Origin of the sequence: Natronocella acetinitrilica (assembly GCF_024170285.1) — a bacterium.
Taxonomy (GTDB): domain Bacteria; phylum Pseudomonadota; class Gammaproteobacteria; order Nitrococcales; family Aquisalimonadaceae; genus Natronocella; species Natronocella acetinitrilica.
The window spans coordinates 142,483-167,267 of the sequence record NZ_JALJXV010000011.1; the positions used below are offsets into that span (position 1 = coordinate 142,483).

At 63.1% G+C, this 24,785-nt stretch carries 20 protein-coding genes; 3 read left to right on the forward strand and 17 right to left on the reverse strand.

Annotated elements, in window-relative coordinates:
* Positions 1-20: 20 nt before the first annotated feature.
* The 13 genes from J2T57_RS19930 to J2T57_RS19990 all read right to left on the reverse strand — a co-directional run bounded on the left by J2T57_RS19930 (position 21) and on the right by J2T57_RS19990 (position 16,691).
* Positions 21-527 (reverse strand): bis(5'-nucleosyl)-tetraphosphatase, encoded by a 507-nt coding sequence (locus J2T57_RS19930; RefSeq protein ID WP_253484150.1) that lies wholly within the window; start codon positions 525-527, stop codon positions 21-23.
* Positions 528-595: 68 nt separating this feature from the next.
* Positions 596-1,684, reverse strand: coding sequence for a uroporphyrinogen decarboxylase (gene hemE, locus J2T57_RS19935; protein WP_253484153.1), 1,089 nt, complete (start codon positions 1,682-1,684; stop codon positions 596-598).
* Positions 1,685-1,763: 79 nt separating this feature from the next.
* Positions 1,764-3,176 carry an FAD-dependent oxidoreductase gene (locus J2T57_RS19940; protein ID WP_253484156.1) on the reverse strand — a complete coding sequence of 471 codons (1,413 nt, stop codon included), beginning with the start codon at positions 3,174-3,176 and terminating at the stop codon, positions 1,764-1,766.
* 92 nt (positions 3,177-3,268) lie between these two features.
* On the reverse strand, positions 3,269-7,744 hold the full coding sequence (gene gltB / locus J2T57_RS19945; RefSeq protein ID WP_253484175.1) for a glutamate synthase large subunit: 4,476 nt from the start codon (positions 7,742-7,744) through the stop codon (positions 3,269-3,271).
* A 320-nt stretch (positions 7,745-8,064) separates the two neighbouring features.
* Positions 8,065-8,706, reverse strand: a complete 642-nt coding sequence (locus tag J2T57_RS19950) for an outer membrane protein (protein ID WP_253484177.1) — start codon at positions 8,704-8,706, stop codon at positions 8,065-8,067.
* A gap of 129 nt (positions 8,707-8,835) precedes the next feature.
* Complete coding sequence (locus J2T57_RS19955; RefSeq protein WP_253484180.1) at positions 8,836-10,005, reverse strand: deoxyguanosinetriphosphate triphosphohydrolase; 1,170 nt, start codon at positions 10,003-10,005, stop codon at positions 8,836-8,838.
* Positions 10,005-11,111 (reverse strand): 3-dehydroquinate synthase, encoded by a 1,107-nt coding sequence (aroB, locus tag J2T57_RS19960; protein WP_253484183.1) that lies wholly within the window; start codon positions 11,109-11,111, stop codon positions 10,005-10,007. Before aroB ends, J2T57_RS19955 begins: the two co-directional genes overlap by 1 nt.
* On the reverse strand, positions 11,108-11,638 hold the full coding sequence (aroK, locus tag J2T57_RS19965) for a shikimate kinase AroK (RefSeq protein ID WP_253484203.1): 531 nt from the start codon (positions 11,636-11,638) through the stop codon (positions 11,108-11,110). Before aroK ends, aroB begins: the two co-directional genes overlap by 4 nt.
* Positions 11,639-11,769: 131 nt before the next feature.
* Positions 11,770-13,890: a type IV pilus secretin PilQ gene (locus J2T57_RS19970; RefSeq protein WP_253484206.1), complete on the reverse strand. Its 2,121-nt coding sequence runs from the start codon at positions 13,888-13,890 to the stop codon at positions 11,770-11,772.
* Positions 13,891-13,908: 18 nt separating this feature from the next.
* The gene (locus tag J2T57_RS19975; protein ID WP_253484209.1) at positions 13,909-14,460 is read right to left on the reverse strand and encodes a pilus assembly protein PilP; all 552 of its coding nucleotides are present in this window, start codon (positions 14,458-14,460) and stop codon (positions 13,909-13,911) included.
* Entirely contained in the window at positions 14,460-15,059 is a 600-nt protein-coding gene (locus J2T57_RS19980; protein WP_253484212.1) for a type IV pilus inner membrane component PilO, read from the reverse strand. The genes J2T57_RS19975 and J2T57_RS19980 overlap by 1 nt, the downstream gene beginning before the upstream one ends.
* A gap of 1 nt (position 15,060) precedes the next feature.
* Complete coding sequence (locus J2T57_RS19985; RefSeq protein WP_253484216.1) at positions 15,061-15,630, reverse strand: PilN domain-containing protein; 570 nt, start codon at positions 15,628-15,630, stop codon at positions 15,061-15,063.
* Positions 15,627-16,691 carry a pilus assembly protein PilM gene (locus J2T57_RS19990; RefSeq protein WP_253484219.1) on the reverse strand — a complete coding sequence of 355 codons (1,065 nt, stop codon included), beginning with the start codon at positions 16,689-16,691 and terminating at the stop codon, positions 15,627-15,629. Before J2T57_RS19990 ends, J2T57_RS19985 begins: the two co-directional genes overlap by 4 nt.
* A gap of 241 nt (positions 16,692-16,932) precedes the next feature.
* Between J2T57_RS19990 and J2T57_RS19995 the strand changes: the two genes are divergently transcribed.
* Together J2T57_RS19995 and J2T57_RS20000 are read left to right on the forward strand one after the other, a co-directional pair.
* Entirely contained in the window at positions 16,933-19,377 is a 2,445-nt protein-coding gene (locus J2T57_RS19995; RefSeq protein ID WP_253484222.1) for a penicillin-binding protein 1A, read from the forward strand.
* A 60-nt stretch (positions 19,378-19,437) separates the two neighbouring features.
* Complete coding sequence (locus J2T57_RS20000) at positions 19,438-20,070, forward strand: hypothetical protein (protein WP_253484238.1); 633 nt, start codon at positions 19,438-19,440, stop codon at positions 20,068-20,070.
* Between the two features lie 13 nt (positions 20,071-20,083).
* Here J2T57_RS20000 and J2T57_RS20005 read toward each other — a convergent pair whose 3' ends face one another.
* The 4 genes from J2T57_RS20005 to J2T57_RS20020 all read right to left on the reverse strand — a co-directional run bounded on the left by J2T57_RS20005 (position 20,084) and on the right by J2T57_RS20020 (position 23,197).
* The gene (locus J2T57_RS20005) at positions 20,084-21,379 is read right to left on the reverse strand and encodes a citrate synthase (RefSeq protein ID WP_253484257.1); all 1,296 of its coding nucleotides are present in this window, start codon (positions 21,377-21,379) and stop codon (positions 20,084-20,086) included.
* A 431-nt stretch (positions 21,380-21,810) separates the two neighbouring features.
* Positions 21,811-22,074 (reverse strand): type B 50S ribosomal protein L31, encoded by a 264-nt coding sequence (locus tag J2T57_RS20010; protein WP_253484261.1) that lies wholly within the window; start codon positions 22,072-22,074, stop codon positions 21,811-21,813.
* Positions 22,075-22,191: 117 nt separating this feature from the next.
* On the reverse strand, positions 22,192-22,581 hold the full coding sequence (locus J2T57_RS20015; RefSeq protein ID WP_253484264.1) for a DUF3135 domain-containing protein: 390 nt from the start codon (positions 22,579-22,581) through the stop codon (positions 22,192-22,194).
* An 82-nt stretch (positions 22,582-22,663) separates the two neighbouring features.
* Positions 22,664-23,197 (reverse strand): retropepsin-like aspartic protease family protein, encoded by a 534-nt coding sequence (locus tag J2T57_RS20020; protein WP_253484267.1) that lies wholly within the window; start codon positions 23,195-23,197, stop codon positions 22,664-22,666.
* A gap of 150 nt (positions 23,198-23,347) precedes the next feature.
* Here J2T57_RS20020 and J2T57_RS20025 point away from each other — a divergent pair, with 150 nt between their 5' ends.
* Positions 23,348-24,580 carry a hypothetical protein gene (locus tag J2T57_RS20025; RefSeq protein WP_253484270.1) on the forward strand — a complete coding sequence of 411 codons (1,233 nt, stop codon included), beginning with the start codon at positions 23,348-23,350 and terminating at the stop codon, positions 24,578-24,580.
* Positions 24,581-24,785 lie beyond the last annotated feature (205 nt).

Consider the following 24,785-nt stretch of genomic DNA (forward strand, 5'->3'; position numbering starts at 1 on the left):
TCACGCCCCGGGGCGCTGCTTCAGCTGTATCCGCCGTCCGCAGGCGGTGGGGCTATGGGTTGCGGGCGCCGCCGGCGGTTGGAGCGGCGATTGCTGTTGCGACGTTGCTCCGCGGATCGCAGCCGCCGTTCCGCCCAGTCGAGCACCCGCTTGACCCGGGGGGAAGCCAGTTCGCGGGCCTCGTCGAAGCTCACCCAGCGATACTCGGCATGCTCCGGGCGGCCCAGTTCCGGGTTGATCCCCATGACGACCTCGCTGGTCCGGGTTTCCGCCATGTAGTATCGGGCGACCTTGCCATGGGCATAAGGGCCGGTTTCGACAAAGCGGCGTCCAAAGCGGAAGTTCAGCTCGGTGATGCCGGTCTCTTCCTGCACCTCGCGCAGTGCACCCTCGAAGGGGGACTCACCGGCCTCCACCTGCCCCTTGGGCGAGTCCCAGTACTGGAAGGCCCGCAACAACAGGCACTTCCATTGCTCGTCTACTCGCCGGATGATGACCACACCGGCGGAGAGGGTGCGTACCTTCATATCCGAACCTGCCGTGATCTCACGGTTGTACTCGGGCCGGCCGACTGCAGCGTCCCGGCCCAAGTCTGTCAGACGCCTTGATAGCGGGGGCTGAGTTCGTGCACCGCCCGTATCATGGCGCCGGCGTGTTCCGGATCCACCTCCGGGTGAATACCATGTCCAAGATTGAACACGTGGCCACTGCCGTGGCCAAAGCTCTCAAGCGCGGCGGCTACATGTTCCCGTATTGTCGCTGGCGGCGCGTAGAGAACGCTGGGGTCGAGGTTGCCCTGGAGTGCGACCTGCTCACCGACTCGGCGGCGGGCATCGCCCAGATCCTGCGTCCAGTCGATGCCAAGACCGTCGGCGCCGGTGCCGGCGGCGGCCTCAAGCCAGGGGCCCCCGCCCTTGGTGAAGAAGACCACGGGTACTCGTCGGCCTTCCCTCGATTTGAGCAGGCCGCTGATGATTTGTTCCGCGTAATGCAGAGAGAACTCCCGATAGCTGGGTGGTGTCAGCACGCCTCCCCAGGTGTCGAAGATCATCAGTGCCTGGGCGCCGGCCTCTATCTGGGCGTTCAGGTAGGCGGTCACCGCCTGGGCCAGCTTGTCCAGCAAGCGGTGCATCAGTGCGGGCTCGCCATAGAGCATGCCCTTGCAATGGGCGAAGTTCTTGCTGGAACCGCCCTCGACCATGTATGTCGCCAGCGTCCATGGGCTGCCGGAAAAGCCGATCAAGGGCACGCGCCCGCGCAATTCCTGGCGAATCAGGCTGACGGCGTCGGTCACGTAGCGCAGGCGGTCAGCAGGATCGGGGATTGGCAGGGCGTCGACATCCTTCGCGCTGCGCACGGTGCGCTCGAACTTCGGGCCCTCGCCGGCGGAGAAATACAGTCCCAGCCCCATGGCGTCGGGAATGGTGAGGATGTCCGAGAACAGGATGGCGGCGTCCAGCGGAAAGCGTGCCAGCGGTTGCAGCGTGACCTCGCAGGCCAGTTCGGTGTTCTTGCACAGGTCGAGGAAGTTGCCGGCCTGTTCCCGGGTGGCGCGATACTCCGGGAGATAACGCCCGGCCTGTCGCATCATCCAGACCGGTGTTCGCTCAACCGGTTCCCGAAGCAGGGCGCGCAGCAGCAGATCGTTTTCTAGGTGGGCGGGCGCCCCGGCGGCATCGGTCATGTTCACTCCCTGGCTGAAGAATCCGCCCCAGTGTACAGGGCGGATTCGCTGGAGTGGAGAGGTGCCGCTTCTGCTCCCGCTATACCTCGAGGTAGTCGAGAATGCCCTTGGCGGCTTCACGCCCCTCGTACACAGCCGTCACCACCAGGTCCGAGCCACGCACCATGTCGCCGCCGCTGAAGATCTTCGGGTTGCCGGTCTGGCCGAACAGGCGGCCATTCTCGCCCTTGCCGATGGTGACCCGGTCCCGTTCGTCGGTGCCGATGTCGAACTCGCTGAACCAGTCAGCCGGGCTCGGACGAAAGCCGAAAGCGATGATGACGCGATCCGCAGGGATCACTTCCTCGGTACCGGGTACTGGCTCCGGACGGCGGCGACCGCGTTCGTCGGGGGCGCCCAGTTCGGTGGTGACCACCTTGACGCCCTCGACTCTGCCATCACCGACGATTTCCACCGGTTGCCGGTTCCAGAGAAACTTCACCCCTTCTTCCTTGGCGTTGTTCACCTCCCGCCGGGACCCGGGCATGTTTTCCTCATCGCGGCGATAGGCGCAGGTCACCTTGCGAGCGCCCTGACGGATGGAGGTCCGGTTGCAGTCCATGGCGGTATCGCCGCCGCCAAGCACCACCACCCGCTTGCCGCGCATGCTGATGAACTCCGACGGATCCTTCTGGTAGCCCAGTTCCCGGTTGATGTTGGATACCAGGAAGGGCAGCGCCTCGTGGACACCGGGCAGTTCCTCACCAGGGAAGCCGCCGCGCATGTAGGTGTAGGTGCCCATCCCCAGAAACACGGCATCGTACTCATCCAGCAACTGCTTGAACGGGATGTCGGTGCCGATGGTTGTGTTGAGGCGGAACTCAACCCCCATGCCTTCGAGAATGTCCCGCCGACGGCGCACCACTTCCTTTTCCAGCTTGAAGGGCGGGATGCCGAAGGTCAGCAGCCCACCGATCTCGGGATAGCTGTCGAAAACCACCGGCTTGACACCGTTGCGTGCCAGGATATCCGCCGCGCCCAGGCCTGCCGGGCCCGCACCAACGACTGCGACCTTCTTGCCGGTATCCACCACACCGGTCATGTCAGGCCGCCAGCCGGCCTTGAAGGCTTCGTCGGTGATGTAGCGTTCGATATTGCCGATGGTTACGGCGCCAAAGCCGTCATTCAGCGTGCAGGCCCCCTCGCACAGGCGATCCTGGGGGCAGACACGGCCGCAGACTTCCGGCAGCGAGTTGGTGCGGTGGGAGAGTTCCGCCGCCTCGAACAGATTGCCCTCGGCAATCAGCTTGAGCCAGTTGGGAATGTAGTTGTGAACCGGGCATTTCCATTCGCAATAGGGGTTGCCACAGTCCAGGCAGCGATCCGCCTGGGACGCGGCGGTTTCCTTGCCGTACTGGCTGTAGATTTCCCTGAAGTGGTGCACCCGCAATTCGGCGGGATCCTTCCTTGGATCCTGTCTGGGCACTTCGATGAACTGGAAGTTGTTTCCCATGGGTATCCGTCAACACTCTTGTCCGGGGCGTGGTCACGCCGGTCAACAAAATCCCCCGGACGGCACGATTGCCGCGCCGGGGGACTCGATGGCTACGCGGCCTGGCGCAGGGTATCCAGTATGCTCTGCAGGTCAGCGGCCTTGGGCTTGACCAACCAGAAGCGGCGGATGTAATCGCGGAAATCATCGAGGATTTCCCGACCCCATTCGCTGCCGGTCTCGCGCACGTAGGTACGAATCATGTTCTTCAGGTAGTGACGATGCGCTTCCATCGCCTCGGACTGCACCCGGTGGATATCGATCAGCTCATGGTTGTAGCGGTCCACGAACTGGTTATCCAGGTCCAGCACGAAGGCAAAGCCACCGGTCATCCCGGCGCCGAAATTGACACCGGTTTCGCCGAGCACGCAGATGACGCCGCCGGTCATGTACTCGCAGCCATGATCGCCAACACCTTCCACCACGGCATGGGCGCCGGAGTTGCGCACCGCAAACCGCTCGCCGGCCAGTCCGGCACCATACAGCGTACCGCCGGTGGCACCGTAGAGACAGGTGTTGCCCATGATGGTGGTCTCGCGGGCCAGGAAGCTGCTGCCCCTGGGCGGATAGATCACCAGCTTGCCGCCGGCCATGCCCTTGCCCACGTAATCGTTGGCGTCACCTTCCAGGTACATGTTTAACCCGGCAGCGTTCCAGGCACCAAAGCTCTGTCCGGCACTGCCCGACAGGCGCAGGGTGATCGGCGCCTCTGCCATGCCGTAATTGCCATGACGACGGGCGATTTCTCCGGACAGCCGGGCACCGATGGAACGATTGAGGTTCTTCACCGCATAGCTGAACTCGCCGCCGGTCTTGCCCTCGATGGCGGGCAGGGTGTCCCGGACCATCTGCTCCGCCAGCTCGCCCTTGTCGAAGGGGTTGTTCCGGGGCTTGAGGCAGAACCGTGGTTTGTCCGCCGGAATACCGCCATCGGAGAGCAGCGGGCGCAGGTCCAGCTGACGCTGCTTCTCGGTTTCGCCGGGGAGGATTTCCAGCAGGTCGGTGCGCCCGATGAGGTCTTCCAGGCTCCGTACGCCGAGCTTGGCAAGCCACTCCCGGGTTTCCCGGGCAACGAACTTGAAGTAGTTCGCCACCTTGTCCGGCGTGCCGATGAAATGCTTGAGGCGCAGCACTTTTTGCTGCGTGGCGACGCCGGTGGCGCAGTTGTTCAGATGGCAGATGCGCAGGTACTTGCAGCCCATGGCAACCATGGGCGCGGTGCCAAAGCCGAAGCTCTCGGCACCGAGGATCGCTGCCTTGATGACGTCGAGCCCGGTCTTGAGCCCGCCATCAGCCTGGACCCGCACCTTGTCCCGCAGGTTGTTGGCGCGCAAGGCATGGTGGGTTTCCACCAGGCCAAGCTCCCAGGGAGCACCGGCATATTTTACCGACGTCAGCGGGCTCGCACCCGTGCCGCCATCGTAGCCGGCAATGGTGATGAGGTCGGCGTAGGCCTTGGCCACACCGGCGGCGATAGTGCCGACGCCGGCCACCGACACCAGTTTCACCGAAACCAGCGCATCCGGATTGACCTGCTTGAGGTCGAAGATGAGCTGTGCCAGATCCTCGATGGAATAGATGTCGTGGTGCGGCGGTGGTGAGATCAGCGCCACGCCGGGCTTGGAGAAGCGCAGCCGGGCGATCATCTCGTTGACCTTGTGGCCGGGTAGCTGGCCACCCTCGCCGGGCTTGGCACCCTGGGCGACCTTGATCTGCAGCACCTCGGCATTCACCAGGTAGTGTGGCGTCACACCGAAGCGGCCGGAGGCCACCTGCTTGATCTTGGACATGCGCTCCGTACCGTAGCGTGCCTCGTCCTCACCGCCTTCACCGGAGTTGGAACGCCCGCCGAGGCGGTTCATGGCAACGGCCAGGGACTCGTGTGCTTCGGGGGAGAGCGCCCCCAGCGACATGCCAGCGGAATCAAACCGGGGCAGGATGTCCTCGATGGGCTCCACCTGGTCGATGGGCAGCGGCTTGTCGGCCGGCTTGAGCCTGAGCAGGTCCCGAAGTACTGCAGGCTGGCGCTTGTTCACCAGTTCCGCATACTCCTCCCAGGCTTCGTAGCTGCCGGTCTCCACGGCGGTCTGCAGGGTGCGCACCACATCCGGGTTGTAGGCGTGGTATTCGCCGTCCTGCACGAACTTGAGCAGGCCGCCCTTGCGCACTGGCTTGCGACGACTCCAGGCTTCCTTGGCCAGGGTCTTCTGGTCGTTCTCCAGGTCCATGAAGCGGCTGCCCTGGATACGGCTGACCGTGCCAGTGAAGCACAGGTCCACCACCTCATCGGCCATCCCGACGATTTCGAAAAGCTGAGCGCCGCGATAGCTGGCGATGGTGGAAATGCCCATCTTCGACAGGATCTTGAACAGCCCCTTGTTGATCCCCTTGCGGTAGTTGCGCCGCAATTGATCGGCGGGGGTGTCCTTGATGCGTCCGCTGCGGACCTGGTTGCGGATGGATGCATAGGCCAGGTACGGGTAGACCGCCGTCGCGCCATAACCGATCAGCACCGCGAAGTGATGCGGATCACGGGCGGTAGCGGTCTCCACCACGATGTTTGCGTCGCAACGCAGGCCGCGCTCCACCAGCCGGTGATGCACGGCGCCGGTGGCAAGCAGGGCATGCACCGGCAACTTGTGCTCGTCGATCTCCCGGTCCGAGAGCACAAGGATCACCGTGCCCGCCTTTACCGCGCGTTCGGCTTCGTCCGCGATCCGCTCGATGGCGCCCTTCAGGCCTTCCTCCGGCGAGTACTGGAGATCGATGACGTGATGTGCGTACTCGGCCGCGGTCTGGTTGAGCAACAGCAGGAACTTGGTGCGGGACAATACCGGGGATTCCACCACCAGCCGCGTGGCGTGGTCCTCAGTTTCGGCAAAGATGTTCTTCTCCGCCCCGAAGCAGGTCTCCAGTGACATGACGATCCGCTCGCGCAGCGGGTCGATGGGCGGGTTGGTGACCTGGGCGAACTGCTGTCGGAAATAGTCGTAGACCGCTCGTTCACGGCGTGACAGCACTGGCAGTGGCGTGTCGTCGCCCATGGAGCCCACGGCTTCCTGGCCGGACTCCGCCAGCACGCGGACGATGGAGTCGTCTTCTTCCAGGGTCAGATTGAACAGCTTCTGGTAGACCGGGAACTGCTCCTCCTTGACAGGGGTGCCCTGCTCCTCGAGTTCCGTCTCTTCCAGGGTCGACTCCAGGCGCTGTAGGTGCTGGTTCAGCCACTGCTTGTAGGGTTTGCGCTTGCCGAGCATCTCGTCGATGGCTTCGGGCAGCAGCAATTCGCCGGTGGTGGTGTCTGCGGCCAGCATCTCGCCGGGCTTCAGCCGGCCCTTTGCGACCACGTCTTCCGGCGCGTAGTCGTACACACCCACTTCCGAGGCCAGCGTGATATGCCGATCCTTGGTGATCACGTAGCGGGCCGGGCGCAGGCCGTTGCGGTCCAGCACGCAGGCGGCGTAGCGGCCGTCCGTCAGCACGATCCCGGCGGGGCCGTCCCAGGGTTCCACATGCATGGAGTGGTACTCGTAGAACGCTCGCAGATCGCTGTTCATGTTGTCGACGTTCTGCCACGCCGGCGGAATCAGCAGACGCATGGCGCGGAAGATGTCCATGCCACCGGCGAGCAACGCATCCACCATGTTGTCCAGGCTATTGGAGTCCGACCCTTCGCTGCTCACCAGCGGCCGCACCAGGTCCATGTCGGGAATCAGCGGTGTCTCGAACTTGGCTGCGCGGGCATTAGCCCAGTTGCGGTTGCCCTGGACGGTATTGATTTCACCATTGTGGGCCAGCAGCCGGAATGGCTGGGCGAGACGCCACTGCGGCCAGGTGTTGGTGGAGAAGCGTTGATGGAAGACGCAGATCGAGGTCTGCACCCGCTCGTCCTGGAGGTCGCGGTAGAACACCGGCAGATTGGCCGGCATCACCAGTCCCTTGTAGGACAGCACCTGACTCGACAGGCTGGGGATGTAGAAGGTCTCGTCCTGCTCATCCACTGCCTTTTCGGCCTGACGTCGGGCAATGTACAACTCGCGCTCGAACGCCTCGTCGTCCATGGCGTCGGGAGCACTGACGAAGATCTGTTCGATCTGCGGCAGGGTCTTCAGGGCTTCTTCGCCACAGGCGCTGGCATCCGTCGGCACGACGCGCCATCCGGCGATTTCGAGCCCTCGAGCAGAGATGGCTTTATTGACGGCGCTGCGGGCGGCGTCGGCCTGTGCCTCATCGGTACTCAGGAAAACCACGCCAACGGCATAGCGCTGGCCGAGGTTCCAGCCTTGCTCTTCGGCGACGGTGCGGAGGAAGGCATCCGGCTTGCTGATCAGCAGCCCGCATCCGTCCCCGGTCTTGCCATCAGCGGCGACGGCGCCGCGATGTGTCAGGCGAGCAAGGGAGTCAATGGCTGTCTTCAACAGCCAGTGGCTGGGCGTCCCGTCCATGTGGGCGATCAATCCGAATCCGCAGTTATCCTTCTCGAAACTGGGCCGATACAAACTCGACTGCGCGGCGTTCTCGTTTCTCACGGGAGTGCCTCTGCGTATGGGTTGATGACTTCCGGCGGGGGGCGGGTAGCGGCAATCGACCATCGGTCAATCAGTCGCCGCGGAATCCTGGCGCATTACCACGGCCGCACGCGTCCGCCCTTCGTCAGGACAAAAGGCCGATCAGTATATCGCTTCGCCCGATGGTGCTCAAATTCTCGGTAAGATCATGAATTATCGAGAATTTTCAGGGTTTCCCGGTGCTATGGGTGTTGCTGTTGGAGATATCGCTGCGGGTTGACTGCTGCGCCGACGACCGTGCGGCCGCCGGCGGCGAAGTGAAGGGCTGGTAGCTCACCCCATCAGAAGCGATAGCCCGCGCTGACCGAGAACAGGCTTTCGGTGGGCTGGTAGCGCACCGCATCGGCACCGGAGCCATAGGTTTCGCTGCCATAGCGGATGATCGAATACTCGAAACGGGCGAACACTCGGTCCTCGGACGCCAGTTCCAGGCCCAGGCCGCCGCGGACGCCGTCGAAGCGATCGCTGCCGCTCGAAGTATTGCCGGCGATGGTGACCGTTTCCTCGAACTTGGTACTCTGATAGCCAAGGATGCCATAAAGCACCATGTTGGAGCGGACCTCGGAGCCCGCGCGCAGGGCAATGCCGAAGAAATCCTCCGCCTCGAGCTTGAGGCGATCACCGCCGACCCGGTATTCGAAGTCGGCGGTGGAGGCACCGGCATATACCTCGATGGCGCCGTAGAACCGGCCCATCACCAGTGACGTTCCGATCGCCCCGCTAAGGCTGGCGCCACTGGCGCCTGCGCCGTCCAGGCGGGCATCGCCAAAGGCGCCGCCATCACGAATGTCGATGTCCATCACGCTGTAGCCGCCGGAGACGGTGGCGTACACGCCAGTGAGATTTTCGTTGGCCTGGGCATTGCCGGCGACAAGTAGTCCCCCGATCAGTGCCGCCGTCGGCACCAGTAACCTGCGATCCATGGTTTAACCCCCGTTTATTCGTGTGTGCTCCTGAATGCTTCTTTTATATCAGCAATGCTGAGCCCGACCAACGTACTAACCCCCGATTCGGCAACAGTTTATGGCCAATCTGTGACGGACCGCACTGAATCAGGTCAGTCGCCGCGGATCGAAGAGGCGTTCGTGCTCGGCAATGGCGAAGCGGTCGGTCATGCCGGCGATGTAATCCGCCACCGCCCGCGCCCGGCCGGCATCACCTGACTGGCTCTGCAGTGCTTCCGCCCGGGCTGCGTGCTGCGGTGGCATGAGCCCGGTATCGGCCAAGAAGGCATCGAACAGTGCGGTTACCGTGCGCTTGGCCTTTTCCGCCATGCGGTAGACCCGGTGATGCCGGTACAGGCCACGAAATAGAAAGCGCTTCAATTCCTGATGCTGCCTGGCCATGGTTTCACCGAACACGATCAGCGGTTTGCGCTGCTCGCGCACAGCCTCGATGGTCGTCGGGTTGATCTCGGCAAGGGTCGTCCGGCTGTGCTCAAGCACGTCAGCGACCTGTCGGCCGATCATGCGGCGCACGGTTTCATAGATGACCCGTCGGCGTGGCAGGTCGGGGTGAGCTCGTTCCACCTCGGCAAAAAGCTCGCCCAGTAATTCCAGTTCGCGCAGGTCGTCAAGTTCCAGCAGGCCTGCACGCAGGCCATCGTCCACGTCATGACTGTTGTAGGCGATTTCGTCCGCCAGATTGGCGAGCTGTGCCTCCAGGCTGGGCTGCTGCCGCTCCAGGAAACGGCGGCCAAGCTCGCCCAGTTGTCGGGCATTGTCGGCGGAGCAGTGTTTGAGTATGCCCTCACGGGTCTCCCAGCAGAGATTCAGGCCATCGAATTCGGCGTAGCGTTGCTCCAGTATGTCCACGACGCGCAGCGACTGCAGGTTGTGCTCGAAGCCACCGTAGTCGCGCATGCAGTGGTGCAAAGCGTCCTGGCCGGCGTGGCCGAAGGGCGTGTGTCCCAGGTCATGTGCAAGGGTGATGGCCTCGGTGAGGTCTTCGTTCAGATCCAGTGCCCGGGCGATGGTCCGCGCAATCTGACAGACCTCCAGCGTATGCGTAAGGCGGGTGCGGAATAGGTCACCTTCGTGGTTGACGAATACCTGGGTCTTGTATTCCAGGCGGCGGAACGCCGAGGAGTGGATGATCCGATCCCGGTCCCGCTGAAATTCACTACGCCACAGCGGCGCGGACTCAGGAAAGGTGCGGCCCCGGCTGCGCACGGGATCCGCTGCATAGCAAGCCAGGGGCGTCGGAGCGTTGGAGACCGCCATCAGGCCGGTGCCGGGCTGGTGAAGCGGGCCAGTGTCCGGGACAGGACTTCCGGCGAAAATGCGTCGGTGACCACCGCATGGCCGATGCCCTGTTGCAGGACCAGGCGGATGCGCCCGTCCTGAGCCTTCTTGTCCACCGCCATGAGTTCCATGAAACGCTCTGTTGTCATCCCGGTCGGCGCTTCCACCGGCAGCCCGGCGCGCCGGATCAGCGCAATAACACGGTCGTGATGGGCTGTGTCCAGCCAGCCCAGCTCATGGGACATCCACGCCGCCATGGCCATGCCTGCGCCAACGGCCTCGCCGTGCAGCCAGTTGCCGTAGCCGCTGGCGGTCTCGATGGCATGCCCGAAGGTGTGGCCGAGGTTGAGGATGGCCCGCATCCCCTGTTCGGTCTCATCCGCAGCCACCACGTCGGCCTTCACCCGGCAGGAGATCAGGATGGCTTCCGCCAGTGTGGTGGTATCCCGTGCAAGCAGGGCATCCATGTGCTGCTCAAGCCAGGTGAAAAAGTCGGGGTCGCGGATCAGACCGTACTTGATGACCTCGGCGAGCCCGGCGGAGAGCTCGCGATCTGGCAGAGTTTGCAGCACGTCGGTATCGGCCAGCACCAGTCTGGGCTGGTGGAACGCGCCGATCATGTTCTTGCCCAGCGGGTGATTCACGCCGGTCTTGCCGCCAACAGAGGAGTCCACCTGGGCCAGCAGGGTGGTGGGCACCTGGATGAAATCGACCCCCCGCTGGTAGGTGGCCGCCACGAAACCGGTGAGATCGCCTACCACACCGCCACCCACGGCTATCAACGTGGTCTTGCGGTCATGGCGTGCCTCGAGCAGATGGGTGTAGACATTCATGCAGGTGACCAGGTTCTTGTGTTCTTCACCGTCCGGCAGGGTGATGATCCTGCAGCGGTCGGAGCCGCCCAGTGCCGATTGCACCTGGTCGGCGTAGCCATGGCGCGCCACCGTCTCGGTGGTCACTATAAGGGCGCGCTCACCGCGCATGTGGCTGCGAAGCCGTTCTCCGTCGTTAAGCAGCCCGGCGCCGCTGACAATCGGGTAGCTGCGGTCACCAAGCTCGACCATCAGTGTTTGAGTCTTGTTCATGCGTCCGGATCCTGTGGGTTCAGTTGGGCGATGATCTGCCGCACCACGCTGACGATGGAGCCATGGTCCGTGTCGACGGTTACATCGGCGGTGGCCTCGTATAGCGGACCGCGCTCGGCCAGGAGAGCTTCGAGGCGAGCCTGGGGGTTCTCGGTCTGCAGCAGTGGACGGCGACGATCGCGGCGCGTGCGGAGGTACTGCTGATCTACCGACGTGCGGAGGTAGATGACGGTACCGCGCTCGGCCAACCGACGGCGTGTCTCGGCAGAGAGTATGGCACCACCGCCGGTCGCGAGAACCACACCATCCTGCTCGCTGAGGCGGTCGATCATGTCCTCTTCCCTGCGGCGGAAGCCGCTCTCACCCTCAACGTCGAAGATGCGGGGGATATCCACACCGGTGCAAAGCTCGATTTCCTGATCGCTGTCGACGAAGCGCAGTCCCAGCCGTTGCGCCAGCCGCCGACCGATAGTGGATTTTCCGGCGCCCATGGGGCCGATCAGGAAAAGTCGTTGTGACGAGGGCATGCCTAAGGGTGCGTCGTCGCAGGCTGAACACCGGGCAAGTGTAGCCTGATGGTGGGCCGCGGCAAAAACCGGCATCCGTAAACGACGAAGGGGGCCTGAGCCCCCTTCGTCATGTTGGCCCCGCTTCTCGGCTAATTAATGCTGGAGGATGTCAGGGATTCCTCCAGGATACGCGGTGTGACGAAGATCAGCAGTTCGCTGTTCTGGTCGATGGCTATGCGGTTTCTGAACAGCCAGCCTACTGCGGGTAGCGAGCCGAAGAAGGGCACCCGGGCCTCTTCCTCGCGCCGCTCACGCTCGTAGATGCCACCCAGCACCACAGTCTCACCGTTATCCACCAGGACCTGGGTCGTGACGGCCTGGGTGTCGATGCTGGGGACGCCGGCGAAGACCTGGCCGACGCTGTCCTTGTTGACCGCAAGATCCATGATGATGCGGTCGTCCGGTGTGATCTGCGGGGTGACATCCAGCGACAGCAATGCTTCCTGGAAGGACACGCTGGTGGCGCCGCTGGCGCTGGCCTCCTGGTATGGAATCTCGACACCCTGCTGGATATTGGCGGTGCGCTGGTTGGCGGTGATCACCCGTGGGCTTGATACCACCTCACCGCGGCCTTCTGTCTCCATGGCGGAGAGTTCCAGCTGTAGCACGCGATCACCGATCCGCCCCACGGCGAGACCCACGGCGCCGGCGGGGCTGCTCACCGGCAGATCCACCAGCATGCCCTCGGCGCCGCCGCTGGCGAAACCGGCCGTGCCATCCACCAGGCCGCCCGGGCGGGTGCCGCCGGCACGCCAGCCGTCACGGCTGCCAGCACTGCCCTGGCCGCTGGCGCCGAAGCGCACGCCCAGTTCGCGGCTGAAGTCGTCGTTGGCAATGACGATGCGCGACTCGATCAGCACCTGCCGCACGGGAATGTCCAGACGGTTCAGCAGATCACGGATATCGGAGAGGTTACGCTCGGTGTCCCGAATGATCAGGACGTTGGTGCGCTGGTCGATGGTCACGGTGCCGCGCTCGGAGAGCAGAGAGGCATCCTGTGAGCGGAGCAGGCTCGCCACGTCGCTGGCGCGGGCATAGTTGACCTGGAAGAACTCGGAGCGCAGGGGCGCCAGCACTTCCATTTCCTGACGGGATTCCGCTTCCAGGCGCTCGCGGGCCGCGATTTCCTCGGCCGGCGCCACCAGCATGACATTGTCACGAATGCGCTTGTCGAGACCGCGGGTGCGCAGAATGATGTCCAGCGCGTGATCCCAGGGTACGTTCTGCAGCCGCAGCGTGATATTGCCGGTGACCGAGTCGCTCACCACCACGTTGAGGCCGGTGAAATCCGCGATGAGCTGCAGTACCGAACGTACTTCGATGTCCTGGAAGCTCAGGGTCAGACGCTCGCCGGTGAACTCTTCCTGCTCCCGCTCCGCGACCTCCCGCTCGGTGAGCGGACGCAGTTCGATGGTGAAGCGGTTCGCCGACTGGTAACCCATGTGTTCGAACTCGCGCTCGCCGGTGGGGTTGATCACCATGCGAACGTCATTGCCGTCCTGGCGGGTTTCGATGGTGCCTACCGGTGTGGCGAAGTCCACCACATTCAGCCGTCGCTGAAGCTCTTCGGGCACGCTGACATTGCGCATGCGCACAATGATGCGGCCGGCTTCGCGGCGCAGGCTGACCTGGGCATCCTCGTCGGATAGATCCACCTGGATCAGGCCGGCGCCATCGGTGCCGCGGCGGAAGTCGATGTCTTCAATGGAGACGGCGGCCGCGGTGGGTTGCGCCGAGGGCGTGGCCCGACGGGCAGGTGCCCGTTCGGCGGTGGCCGACTGGTCACGCAGATAGATGTGGAAGGTGTTGCCGTCGAGTTCGGTGTCGTAGGCCATCATCCGGGCCAGCCGCACAACCACGCGGGTTCGCCCCGCGGCCTCGGCAGTGCTCACACCTTCCACCAGACCGACGCCGATACCCAGCGAGCGCTCGCTCAACTCGTTGCGGGTGTCGGGGAAGTCGAAGGTGATGCGGGCCGGGTCGTCGATGGAGAACGCACTCGGCGACTCCGGCGCCTCGGCGAGTTCCAGCGAGATCTGCACCTCGTTGCCCGGCAGCGTCGAGTAGGAAATGTCCCGCAGGGCATTACTCGCGGACGCGCTACCGGCCCAGCACAGCAGCGCAAGCAGCGTGACTGCGACCGGGAGCCCACGCAGCCGGTTTAGGGTGCGTGGCTTGCGCCACGCGCGGATGAATTCCAGGCTTGTCATTGTCGGTAGACTCCCTTGCTACTCCCGCGCCGCCAGTGTGGACTCGCGCTGTCTCCAGCGCTCATCCCCGCTGCGGACGAATTCTTCCAGTCGGACGGTCCGCTCGGAAATGGTGACGATGCGGCCGTGGTTCTGTCCCAGGTAATTGCCTTCGCGAACGCGATGCACGGTACCCTGCGGGTCACGCACCAGCGCCCAGAGTTCGCCATCCCGCTGAATGATCCCGGCCATGCGCAGGGCATCCAGCGGATACTGTTCGAGTTCCTCGCGAGCCCGATCCAGATCAGGCGTCGGGCCTTCCTGGCGTTCCGGCGCCGCTCTTGGCTCGACGAAGCTCAGCGAGCTGAAGGGATCGCGCTCAAGCATCACCGGATAGCTGTGGCTCGGCAGGTCCCGTGGCGGCTCAAACGGGTCCGGTGGCGGTGCCGCGCGTGCCAGGGTAGAGGTGATGTAATTGTCCAGATCCTCGGTGGTCTGGTTGCAACCCACCAGCATCGGCGTCGTGATCACTGCGAGCACCAGGGTGCCGAGCAGGCCGGATCGCCGACGATCAGTGATCAATGCTTTCATCACTGGCCCCCCTCGTCGTCATCCAGATACCAGTACGTGCGCGCGGTGGCCCGCATGGCAAGCCGTTCGCCGCTGCCGCTGCGGGAAATGTTCACATCGTGCAGCGTCACGATACGCGGCATGTTTGCCACTTCGCTGATGAAGCGGCCGAATTGATGGTAATTGCCGCGAACCTCGATCTGGATAGGCCGTTGCGCATAGAACTCCTGCTGCTGAATGCTGCCGGGCCGGAAAAGCTCGAAGTCGAGACCGGCGCCGAGACCGGCCTGGGAGACATCCGCCAGCAACTGCGGAATCTCGCCGCGGCTTGGAAGCTGGCGCAGTCGATCCGAGAGTTCCTCGCGCATGTCGGCCAGCAGCGCCTCGTAGGCGTCCAGGTTCGCGGCCCGGCGCTGGCGGGTCTCGAACTGCGTGCGCAACTGGGTTTCCTGTGCCTCGACCCTGGCGAGCTGGCTTTGAAGATCCTTCCAGAAGAAGTGCCAGCCGCCGGCCACGATCAGCGCCAGTATCACCACTGCCACAATGGCCTTGACGGCGATGGGCCAGTTGCCGGCGTCATTGAGATCGAGTTCGTTCAGGTTGATATTGCCAATGGCCATGTCACGCTCCCTCCCCATTGTCGGCGCCAGGGTTGGTCTGGCGCACGCGGAGAGTGAAGTTGCTCACTCGAATACCTTCCCGGTCCCGCACTTCGATCACGTCGAGGTTCGGATCGGTAAACCAGGCCGAACCATCCAGTCGTTCCATGTAGGTAGAGACCCGGGCGTTGGACTGACCGACCCCGGTGATGGTGATGTTGCCGCCCTGTTGGGTCACGGTTTTGAGAAACACACCATCGGGCAGCGTGCTCACCAGTTCCTCGAACATGTGCACCACCTGCGGGCGGCCGGTCTGCAGTTCCTGGATCACGTTCATCCGTGCCTCGAGCTGATCCCGGGTGCGCTCCAGTTCCTGGATACGCTGGATTCGGGTATCGAGACGCGTGATTTCCGTGCGCAACAACTGGTTGCGGTGTTCCTGGTGGTCGATCATCCCCTGGAGGTACATGTTGCCGCCGAAAACCACGCCCACACCGATCACCGCTGCGACGGCGACCATGGCAATAAACTGGTTCTTGCGGACCTTCTTGACCTCTTCCCGCCAGGGCAGCAGGTTGATCTGCGTGCTCATGAGTCAAAGCTCCTCATGGCGAGGCCACAGGCGATCAGCAGTGCTGGTGCGTCCTCGCTCAGCAACTGCGGCCTGATACGGGAGGAAACGGCCATGTTGACGAAGGGGTTGGCGACGTGTGTGTCGGTCCCGGTCTCCTCCCTGACCAGGTCATCCATCCCGGGAATGGACGCACAGCCGCCGGCGAGGATCACGTGATCCACGCTGTTGTGCTGGCTGGCGCCGAAGAAAAACTGGAGGGAGCGGGCGATCTGTTGCGCCATGGCTTCCTTGAACGGCTGCAGGACTTCCTCTTCATAGCTGTCGGGTAGCCCGCCCTGGCGCTTGGCGCGCCCCGCTTCTTCGTAGGAGAGCCCGTACCGGCGCATGATCTCCTCGGTAAGCTGGCGACCGCCGAAGACCTGCTCCCGGGTATAGACGATGCGGTGATCCTCCAGCACCGTCAGGGTGGTCATGGTGGAGCCCACATCCAGAATGGCGATGGTCTGGTCGATGCCCTTGCCGGGCAGATCCTCCGCCAGCAGCCGGAAGGCGTTCTCGGTGGCATAGCTTTCCACGTCCATCACCCGCGGCTTTAGCCCGGCAGCCTCGCAGGCATCGACGCGGACTTCCACGTTCTCGGACCGTGAGGCGACCAACAGCACGTCCACCGTGTTGGGGTTACCCGCACTCGGACCGAGTACCTGAAAATCGAGGCTCACTTCCTCGAGTGGGTACGGGACATACTGATCGGCCTGGAGTTCGATCTGCGCTTCCATCTCCGCCTCGCTTACGTCTGCGGGCATGGTGATGGTCTTGCCGATAGCCGCGGAGGCCGGTACCGCAAGGGCGGCATCCTTCAGCTTGGTGCGTGAGCGCTTGACCGCCTTCTTGATGGTCTCCCCGACCGCTTCCAGGTTTGCGATGTTTTTCTCCACCACCGCGTTGGGGGGCAGTGGCTCCACCGCATAGCTTTCAACCCGAAAACGACCATCCTGGCCCTTCAGTTCAAGGAGCTTTACCGCCGTCGAACTGATATCGATACCCAGTAGGGAAGGACGTCGATTCCTTAACAGACCCACTGTGTTTTTCCTTATACTTTTGGCGGTTAAGCCAAGTTACTACACCAGAACATTCAATGCCAATGTCAAGCGCCCAGCATTGCTCGGCAATCTGCATCGGCACTGATGCGGGTTAGGGGCGGCGTCACCGGGTGAGCGTTGCCCGTGGAGCCTATCGTCGCACTACCGCGACAGTCGCGATGTGAACCGTGTCTCTTTATACTGATCGAATTGAAAACGCCGGAAACCGCAGACAAAATCCATGGCCCGTCTCTCCAGACTCCTGCTTTACATGCTCGCCAGCCTCGCTTCGGTCGGGCTGCTTGCAGTCGTGGCCGTCGCCGGCTTGTATCTCTACATGTCTCCGCAACTGCCATCCGTGGACACATTGCGGGATGTGCGATACCAACAGCCGTTGCGCGTCTACGCGGCCTCCGGGGAGATGATTGCCGAATTTGGCGAGTACCGGCGGGAGCCGGTGCGCTATGCCGATATTCCGGAGCGGATGAAGCAGGCCTTCATTGCTACCGAGGATGAGCGCTTCTTCTCCCACCCCGGCGTCGACTGGCGGGGGATGGCGCGAGCGGTTCTGCATCTTGCCCGCCACCGCGAGATCGGCCCGGGCGGCAGTACCATTACCATGCAGACGGCGCGGAACTTCTTCCTCGGGCGTGAGCAGACCTACCTGCGCAAGCTGAACGAGATTTTCCTCGCCTTTAACATCGAGCGGGAGCTGTCCAAGGAGGAAATCCTTGAGCTGTATCTGAACAAGATCTACCTCGGCCAGCGGGCCTACGGTATTGGCGCCGCCAGCCGGATCTACTACGGCCGCCCGCCGGATCAGCTCACGCTGGCGGAGACGGCGATGATCGCCGGCTTGCCCCAGGCACCATCCGTTGCCAACCCGATACGCAATCCGCAGCGCGCCCTGCAGCGCCGGGCCTACGTGCTCCGGCGCATGCTGGAAACGGGCGCGATCAGTCAGGAGGAGTTCGCCGAGGCCTCCACCGCACCGGTGACCGCGGCGCTGCGCACGGCCCGTGTCGGCCTGGATGCGGCCTATGTGGCCGAGTTGGCACGGGCCCAGGTGGTGACCATGTATGGGGATGAGGCCTACACCGAAGGTTACCGCGTCTACACCACCGTTCAGCCCGATTTGCAGGAAGCGGCCAATCGGGCGCTACGCGGCAGTCTGCTCAGTTACGACGAACGACATGGTTATCGCGGCCCCGAGGCGAGTCACGACCTGTCGGCGCTGGGCGATGACGACGCCCGCCTCGCCGCGCTGGCGGCCCACGGCACCATCGCGGGGTTGCGGCCGGCACTGGTGCTGGCCGTTGACGATGAGGCGGGCGAAGCGAGGCTGCTGCTTGGCCGCGACGATGAGGTCACCCTCGACTTCGACGGTGCGCGTTGGGCGCGGCGCTGGATCACGCAATCCAGGGTAGGCGACGCGCCCCAGCGCATGTCCTCGGTGGTGGAACCCGGGCATGTAATCCGGATTCGTGACCACGATGACGGGTGGCGGCTCGCCCAGTTACCGAACGTCGAGGGATCGCTGGTCAGCCTGTCGCCCAGCAGCGGCGCGGTGCTGGCGTTGGCGGGCGGGTTCGATTTTCGCCACAGTCAGTTCAATCGGGCCACCCAGGCGCTGCGCCAGCCCGGCTCCGCATTCAAGCCCTTCATTTATGCAGCGGCGCTTGAGCGTGGTTTTACGCCGGCTTCCATCGTCAATGATGCGCCGGTGGTGTTCGAAGATGCGGCGCTGGAGACCGCCTGGCGCCCGGAGAACTACTCCGGCCGCTTTTACGGACCGACCAGGTTACGCGAGGCGCTGGCCCAGTCCCGCAACCTGGTGTCCATCCGGGTCTTGCGCGACATCGGTATTCGTTACGGCGTGACGTTCCTGGACCGCTTTGGCTTCCCCGGTGACCGCATGCCGGCGGACTTGTCCCTTGCGCTGGGCAGTGCTGCGGTGACGCCGTTGGAGCTGACCACTGCTTACGCGGTGTTCGCGAATGGCGGCTATCGGGTTCAACCCCACGTCATCAGCAGGATCGAGAACGACCGTGGTGATGTGGTCTATCGGACGGTTCCGACTCTGGCCTGCGAAGACTGTACCGAGGTCGCCGCCCGGCATGGCCTGCTGTCCGCCGGAACGGACAACGGCGATGGGATGCCCGTGCTCGGTCAACGCTTCGTGCCCGCCGAGCGCGTGCTGCCCGCAGATAACGCCTATCAGATGAGCAGCATGATGCAGGATGTCATCACCCGAGGCACCGGCCGGGCGGCCCGCAGCCTCGGTCGCTCTGACCTGGCCGGCAAGACTGGCACCACCAACGATCTGCACGACGCCTGGTTTGCCGGATTCAACGGTGAAATGGTCACCACGGCCTGGGTCGGTTTCGACCAGGCCCGCTCGCTGGGGCAGGGTGAGACCGGCGCGCGGACGGCACTCCCCATGTGGATCGACTACATGGCTTATGCGTTGCGGGAAGTGCCGGAGGCAGCGCCGAGCAGACCCGCCGGCATGGTGACCGTGCGCATCGACCCGGGCTCCGGGCTGGTCACCAGCGCCGATAACCCCCAGGCGATGTTCGAGACATTCCGTGATGGGCAGGTCCCGGACAGTGATCCGAACGCGTCGTCTGGCGGCAGCAGCGGGGGGTCAGGCGGCGGATCCCGCTCCGGGGGCAGTCTCTTCTGACTCGCAACCGGGGAACGAATCAGTATCTTCTCAATCCTTGTTCCAGCGGAGCAGACACCCATGGCGAAAGGCGGCTCGACCAAGGATCAGCGCATGCGTCAGCGCCTGACGCTGGAAGCGGCCAGAATTCTGGCGGAAGAGGGCGTGAAGGACTACTACCTGGCGAAGCGGAAGGCGGCTGACCGCCTGGGTGCGCCAAGCACCCAGAATATGCCCCGCAACCAGGAGATCCAGGATGCACTCATTGAGTATCAGAGGCTGTTCAAGGGTGACGAGCAGCAGGCGCACTTGCGCCATCTGCGTGTGACGGCCCTGGAAGCCATGCGATTCTTCCGGACTTTTCGGCCGAAGCTCGTCGGCCCGGTACTGGATGGCAGTGCCGGGGAGTGGTCCGAGGTGCTGCTGCACCTGTTCGCGGATACCGCTGAAGAAGTGGCCATCTTCCTGATGGACGAGGGTATCCCCTTCGAGCCGTCAGAGCGCAGGCTGCGTATGGATCGGGACGTCTGGGAGTTCTTTCCGGTCTATCGTTTCGTGGCCGGTGACGTCACGGTGGATCTAACCGTGTTCACCCATGCCGGGCGGCGCCAGCCGCCGCGAAGCCAGGTGGACGGCCAACCAATGGAGCGGGCTGGCCTCTCGGTGGTGGAGCGGCTGCTCGAGCCGAGCGAACCGCTCACCGGTTTCAGCTGATGAGGACTTAGAGCTAGCGTTTGTCCAGCGGTACGTAGTCGCGTCGGGCGGCCCCGGTGTAGACCTGTCGCGGCCGGCCGATACGCTGCTCCTTGTCTTCGACCATTTCCGTCCACTGAGCGATCCAGCCCGGTGTGCGACCCAGCGCGAACAGCACCGTGAAGAACTGCGTCGGGATGCCCAGTGCCTTGTAGATGAGCCCTGAGTAGAAATCCACATTGGGATAGAGTTTGCGCTCGACGAAATAGTCGTCCTTGAGCGCGATATCCTCGAGCTTCATGGCCAGCTCCAGCTTCGGATCGTTGGCCATGCCAAGGTCATCCAGCACCTCGTGACAGGTCTTGCGGATGATCGTGGCGCGAGGGTCATAGTTCTTGTAGACCCGGTGGCCGAAGCCCATGAGCCGGAACGGATCATCCTTGTCCTTGGCCTTGGCGATATATTTCTCGACCCGGGAGGCGTCGCCGATTTCCTCGAGCATGCGCAGCACGGCTTCATTGGCACCGCCGTGAGCTGGCCCCCAGAGCGCAGCGCAGCCCGATGCAATAGCGGCGAAAGGATTGGTCCCGGTGCTGCCGGCCAGGCGCACGGTGGAGGTGCTGGCGTTCTGCTCGTGGTCGGCGTGCAGTATCAGCAGCTGATCCAGTGCCTTTTCGGCGATGGGGCTGATTTCGTATTCCTCGGACGGCCGTGAGAACAACATGTTGAGCAGGTTGCCGGAATAGCTCAGCCGATTCAGCGGATAAACGAAGGGTTCCCCAACAAGGTGCTTGAAGGCTGCCGCCGCAATGGTAGGCATCTTGGCGATAATCCGGTGCGCGCAGAGGGTGCGGCTGTCGGGATCGTTGATGTCGATGCTCTCGTGGTAGAACGCCGACAGCGAGCTGACCACTGCGGTGAGCATTGCCATCGGATGGGCATTGTAGTGAAAGCCGTCGAAGAAGTTCTTCAGGCTTTCGTTCACCATGGTGTGTACGGTGATGGATCGGGTGAAATCCGCCAGCTCATTCTTGTCGGGAAGTTCTCCGTTCAGAAGGAGATAGGAGACTTCCAGAAAGCTGCTTTTTTCTGCCAGTTGTTCGATGGGGTAACCGCGGTAAAGCAGTACGCCTTCGTCTCCATCAATGAATGTGATATCGCTGCGGCAGCTGGCGGTTGATGTAAAACCCGGGTCGTAGGTGAAATGCCCGAAATCGCTGTAGAGCGTCTTGATGTCGATGGCAGCCGGCCCATGGGTGCCCTCGCGGACGGGGTACTCAACGCTTTTACCGCTGTCATTGTCCGTGACGGTAACAGTGTGCTTTGCCATGGGTAGTCTCCTGTTCCGGGCCGACATTGGTCACCGGCCTGCACCAAGGCGCCTGGGCGCCGATCCGAGCCCGCCGGAGTGGGATCGTCACGCGGATCGAATCCTGTGGCTTCGGGTGTCTCGATGGTCAGCCGCAAGCTCCTTGGGAGCTGCTGCCAATCTGCAGTGGCGCCGATACTATCAGCAATACCGCATTGCGAAAAGGTGTTCCATGTCTGTCAGAATGCTCCCGCAAATGCGCTGCATCCTCCTGAAAAAACGAAAAAAGTGCAAAAAACTGCTGGGCGTCGCGAGGCAACGTCAAGGGCGGATCGTACTGCGTTTCGATGCACTGCACAATCCTGGAGGCCGAACGAAAAAAAGCCCTTCCGACGCGGAAAGGGCTTTTTTCAAGATCTCGCCAGACCGAAGCCGGCGCTATGGGGGTGTGGTCAGTCCTTGCCGCCACGCCGCATGCTGCCGTACTTCTGCTTGAAGCGATCGACGCGACCGCCGGTGCTCAGGACGCGCTGCTTGCCGGTGTAGAACGGATGGCTCTTGCTCGACACTTCGACTTTCACCAGCGGGTACTCGTTACCGTCTTCCCACTTGATGGTTTCCTTGGTCCGAATGGTGGATCGGGTCAGGAAAGCGAAATCCGAGGACGCGTCCTGGAATACGACTTCGCGATAGTCCGGATGAATACCCTTCTTCATGGCGACAACACCTTACAGAGTCCATTTTGAAACCGGGAGCATTCGACCCACGGTTCGGGAGGCCGAGGATGATAACGCCCACCTCACACCTTTACAAGGTCAATAGATGAGTCTCTATCAGTCGGCCGATCCGGCCTCGGCCTGATTGGCGCGGAGTGCAACCACGCCGCATGCTGGGGCTGGTGGCCACGCTTCGGCATCGGTCTCGCCGCGCCAGCGTTGGCCCAGGTGATCCATGGCCGAAAGCAGGCCCGTTTCGCCGTAGACCTGGTTCCACATCATGCGCGACAGCGCCACGCAAGCGGCAACCGGGGTACGGGCGCGCCGGCGTTCCTGGTCGATCCGCCATTGCAGCTGCCGCAGGCGCTGCTGGCGCACTGGGTCGGCGGAGCGGATCATCGTCTCGATCATGGCCTGACGCTGGCGCTCGAATTGGTCAGGGTTGTCACGGGCCATTCGGCTCCAGCTGTCGAAGTCGATTCTCGCGGCTGCCAGTCGTCGCCCCATGCTCCCTCCGGCTAGAAACTGTGACTTGTGTCACATTCTGAAATATAGCCCATCGGCTTGCGGGTGTCCCCACCTGTGTCCCTCAGGGCGGCTGCCGCAGGGTGAGGCGGCCATCCCGCTGTGTGAACTCTAGGTCACGAAGGAAGCTCATCCCCAGGAGAATGCGGTCTCCCTGCATGCCGGGGTTGATCGATCCGCGCACGTCCCGCTTCTCGATGGGGCCCACCGAGATACTGCCGAGCTGTGTGGCAAAGCCCGTCACCACGCCATTGGCCGTTTGATAACTCACCGGACGGCCCGGCTCGAGACCGAGTCGTGTCGCCAGATCCTGCGGTATGGAGACGTCTGAAGCGCCGGTGTCGAGCATGAATGTCACCGTCTCGCCGTTGATGCGGCCTTCCGCCATGTAATGGCCGGCCTGGTTTGCCTGCAGCGTGATTTCCCGGAACCCATTGTCGCTGACCTGGCCGGCGGCGTGCCGGTTCGGGTGGTCACGGTGGTCCAGATACTGGCCGAAGGCCATGGCCAGCAGCCCGAGCACGATCAGCCACATGGCGAGAACCATGAGCATGCTCAGTGTGCGATTGCCATCCGCCTTGCTGTTCTCGTTGCGCATGCTGGTTAGTATAGGGCGGAGACGTCGCCCCGGTTCCGGTTCAGATGTCGTGGTAAATGGCTGGTCAGGTCAGGGCCCGCCCCTGAATTGACTGCTGAGTGGCCTGCCTGGTTCCGGCGGCCGTCTCCTTTACAGGGAAACGAGAGAGCAATGCGATTTGACGGACGTTGGTTCGGACCGAGCATCCTGATGTTGATTCTGGTATCGGTGGAGGTTGGCGCCGTGAACTGGCTGGAGCCGGAGCCGTTCCGCCGCGATCGGCTGGAAGGCCGGCAGTTCGATTACAACGCCGAGAGTTTTCTCCACCGCTTCAGTTTCGAACCCAAACCCGCACTGTCCGAGCAGCGTGTGCTGCGCGGCAATGGTATTGAAGGAGTCGCCGGCAGCAGCCGCAGCCGAGAGCTTTATGTGCGGTCCGAGGTTCGCTTGGAACTGCCGCTGGACGGGCCCGGATTTGCGGGGTACCGCTTCCGCAGGCACGAGGATTTCGATGGTCGCTTCGATGAGAACCTGGTCGGCGGGGGGCTACGGCATGGCGGTTGGCAGGCGGGCGTATGGGGTGACGTGGTAGGCGCCAAGGAGGACATCGACATCCACGGTGATGTGCAGTGGAGCGACGACCGGGGTAATCGCTTTCGTGCCACCATCGTGGCCGTGGACGCGGTCTTCAACAGCAAACAGAACGACGGCGTGTACGAGCGCTACCCCTACACCTATTATCTGGGTGGCCGCTGGCAGATCACTCCGCAATTGGCCGTCTACGGCTTCGGTAACGTCAACACGCCCATGGAGTTACAGCTCGACAGCATCAACCTGCGCGCCGAGGACGAGCAGTACTCCGGGGGGCTCGGTGTCGACGTCGCCGTCACGGAATCGGTCGCGGCCGGTCTGCGCGTGGAAGGTCTCTATGGGCTCCGGGAACAGCGTGGTCTGGACGGCCCCGTGCAGGAAGAACAAAGGCTGCGCCGCAGCTATGGTGCTGTCACGGCAGAGATGCGGCAAAGCCTGGATCAGGGAGAGCAGCGCTGGTTCGGCGTGCGCTACCTGCAACTCACCGAGAATGACCGCCGGCCGCGGGACCCCATGGAGACCATGGAAATGGAGCGTCACGAATACATGGTCTATGCCGGGCGACGTTGGTACGTGCGCGAGGCCATCGCTTTCGCGCCGGGAGTCTTCCTCGCTTATCACGACAACACCGAGGTGTTTCCCGGCGATGAAGATTCCGACGACAGTGATAGGGGCTTTTATGGCAAGTTAGCGCCGGCGGTGGAGTTCACCGTCAATCAGCGCACCGGCGGGCGTATCGCGCTGAACCCCACCCTGCGGCTTCATCGGGCCGCATTCGGTGGCGGGAACGTGCAGGTCTACCTGCCGTTCTAGGGAAGCGCTGAAGTATTTACGCTGCCGCGTGAATACTTCAGCGCTTCCCTAGATGTGATCTCTCAACAGGTTGTCCCCGGAGAGTCCGAGAACGCTGATAGGTGGTTTTTTGTTCAGGCTACCGTGTTGGCGATGCCAATTGTAATCATGCTCCCAGCGCGGCAAGTGTGCAGCGCGTTCACGGGAGTTGCTGTAACTGAAGGCG